Origin of the sequence: uncultured Candidatus Thioglobus sp., from assembly GCF_963981275.1 — a bacterium.
GTDB lineage: Bacteria > Pseudomonadota > Gammaproteobacteria > PS1 > Pseudothioglobaceae > Thioglobus_A.
This window is the reverse complement of record NZ_CAXCCZ010000063.1, coordinates 1-2935: the sequence shown is the minus strand read 5'-3', so window position 1 is coordinate 2935 and position 2935 is coordinate 1. Positions and strand designations below refer to the sequence as shown.

At 39.6% G+C, this 2935-nt stretch carries 2 protein-coding genes and 1 pseudogene; all 3 read left to right on the top strand.

Translation table 11 applies throughout. The features are described from left to right. The coding region (locus tag ABNR88_RS07095; protein ID WP_291929276.1) for an MMPL family transporter at positions 1-1916 on the top strand (1916 nt) is incomplete at its 5' end. 102 nt (positions 1917-2018) lie between these two features. Further along, complete coding sequence (locus tag ABNR88_RS07090) at positions 2019-2699, top strand: transposase (protein WP_291929273.1); 681 nt, start codon at positions 2019-2021, stop codon at positions 2697-2699. 97 nt (positions 2700-2796) lie between these two features. Further along, positions 2797-2935, top strand: a pseudogene (locus tag ABNR88_RS07085) (aspartate kinase); the annotation flags it as partial.

Here is a 2935-nt window from a genome sequence, read left to right as displayed (position 1 = left end):
CAACGATGATGGTGCTTACGCCAATGCTACTATTAGCGATTGGTACGGGTCACGCCGTGCAAGTTGTAAGGCGTTATCAAAGTGAGCTGCATAGTGATAAACGCATTAAGCCATTGACGGCTGCTGAAAAAGCTATTGCGACAACAATTATCCCTGCAACACTGGCGATTGTGACTGACATGGTAGGTTTCTTTACTTTGTCGTTTGTGGATATTTCATTCTACAAAGCCTATGCGTATTTTGGTATGTTTGGCATGATGACTATTCTGATTACCACAACTACAATTGCGCCAATCTTGATGGCTATGTTCCCTGGTAAAGATACTGAGCGTGATGCTTCAATGACAGAAGCCTCAGCCTTTGAAAAAGGTATGGCTAAAACACTCACGAGTGTGATTACTGGCAAGATGAAAATCATCCCAATTGGCATGATTGTAGCGCTTGTAGCGTGGAGTACAGTACAAACTAAAGTACTGAGCCCAACAGCAGAATCAGCGATGCCAGGTGTGGAAGTGGGTATTAACTATTCACGCGCCGCGTTTAAATATGATTCTGATGCAAACATTGATCTGCGTCGTTTGGGTGAGGTAATGCCAGGTGTGATTTCTGTGAACATTCCTATTAAGGGTAAGGCTGAGCATTTTCCAATGTTGCCTGCGTGTGAGTATGATGGCTCGCAAGCGCCAGGTACTAAGTGTTGGGACGAAGATGAAGATGATCCACAAGGTGCGTTTAACCATGCGGAAGTTCAGGCAGCAATTGAAAAAACTGAAGACTGGATGAGATCTCATCCGAACATTGGTTTTACTGGCTCATACATTCAGTTTATGAAAATTGTAAATATGCTAATGATGACACCAGAAGGGCAAGAGCCAAATCTTAAGTATTTCCATGTGCCAAATGAAGCGTTTATTAATGCCAATATGGATGTGTATGGTGATGCGGAAGATCCTGAGTGGGTGCCAGATGCGAATGAAATTGTAACGGGATTTAACGGCTTGCTTGAAGCAAATACCAATGCTGGCGACTTGGATTCATTTGTAGCTAAAGGCTGGAATGAAGGTGTGATTATGGGCTTTGTAAATACCATGGATCCTGTAAAAACTCACCAGACTGTGAAAGATATTCAGCAGTGGTTTGTTGATAATAAAGACGAGCCAGGATTTGATTTGGTAACTTGGGGCTTTAAATCGGGCGATGTTATCACTATGCCAGAAGCAGGTGTTTGTTCAATTGATAGTGTTAATGAGTCAAACTCACCAACTAAGCGACAAGACTGTGCTAACGAAGATGGTGATTGGGTCGCTAAAGTGGTTCAGATTGAAGACAGTGGTACCACGACTATGGCTGTGGGTGGTTTCTTAGGTGCGACTGAGGCAACGCATGACGTAGCTGAAGTTGAATATATTAAGTCACCATTGGTAACTGCATTGGCAATTTTCATTGTGGCTGCGCTTATCTTTGGTTCGCCATTGGTTGCGGCCATTCTAACCTCAACTTTGCTAGTGACACTATTTGGCCAGTACGGCTTAGGTGCTTACTACACCAGTGTTGAAAACTGGTCGGGTAACCTTCACTTTGCAACGTTAGTGTCGCTATCAATTGCAATGGGTTTAGGTGTTGACTATGGTATTTACATGATCTCTCGCTTAAAAGAGGAAATGCAAGCCACAGGTGGTAAGTGGGTTGATTCGTTAAGAAATACACTGGAGACAACAGGTGCGGCAGTATTCGCCTCGATTGTGGTATTGCTAGCGAGTTTCATCCCGCTGCTAATGACACAATTAGCCAACACTTGGGCACTCGGCATCTTTATCTCTGAGGCCTTGATTATTGATGTGGTTCTCGCATTAACCATCATTCCACTAATGGTTTACATCTTTAAACCAAAATACGTGTTTGGCGATAAGAAATAAAGACTGAAGTAATATTCTATAAGGTTGCTATTTGCAGCCTTATTTTTTAATTTCCATAGAACGGGCAAGGCCCGTTCTATGGAATAATATAAATAATAAATTATGTCAATAAGAAAAATAGAGTTTGTGGAAGGTGAGTATTATCATGTCTTTAATCGAGGGGTGGATAAGCGTGTAATTTTTGAAAATAAGGATGACTTGTATTATTTTTATAGACGCTTAATGGACTTAAATACTGTGGATGTTGATAGTAAATTTAAGTCAAAAAGATTTTATCAATCTGGAGCTATATCAATAGATTCCGATGAAGAAAAATTGGTGTCAATTATAGCTTACTGCTTATTACCAAACCATTTTCACTTGGTGTTAAAACAAGAGTGCAAAGGTGGAATTTCTAAGTTTATGCAGAGGCTAGGTACAAGTTATACAGTTTATTTTAATAATAAGCATAAGCGAACGGGTTCGTTATTTCAAGGTAAATTCAAAGCTAATATAATTAAAGGTGAGTTTGGCTTGCCAGTGTTAAGTGTTTATGTAAACTTAAATTATATCCATCATAAAATCAACCCAAATACTAGTATTGTTAAATCTAGTATTTTTGAATATTTAGGAACGGAAAAAGATAGTCCTATTTGTAATAAAGATGAGATTAGATCTATTGTTAAGGAAATTGGAACAATTAAAGACTATGAGGAGTTTTCCAGAAACACTTCCAAAGTTTTTGGTGAAAACAAAGGGCTTGTTATTAAGGATATTGATTTAGACAAAGTTTTTGAGTCATAGATTCATAGAACGGGCAAGGCCCGTTCTATGAAAATCGAATAATGATGTGAATTGGTTAAAGGTATAATTTTGGGAATATTGATTTGTAGATAGTTTAATGGCGTTAATTGTACAAAAATACGGTGGAACATCGGTCGGCTCGGTTGAGAGGATTCAGGCCGTTGCTAAAAAGATTAAAGCCTTTGCCGATGGTGGCGATCAACTGGTGGTGAGTGTGTCTGCCATGAGTGGCGAGA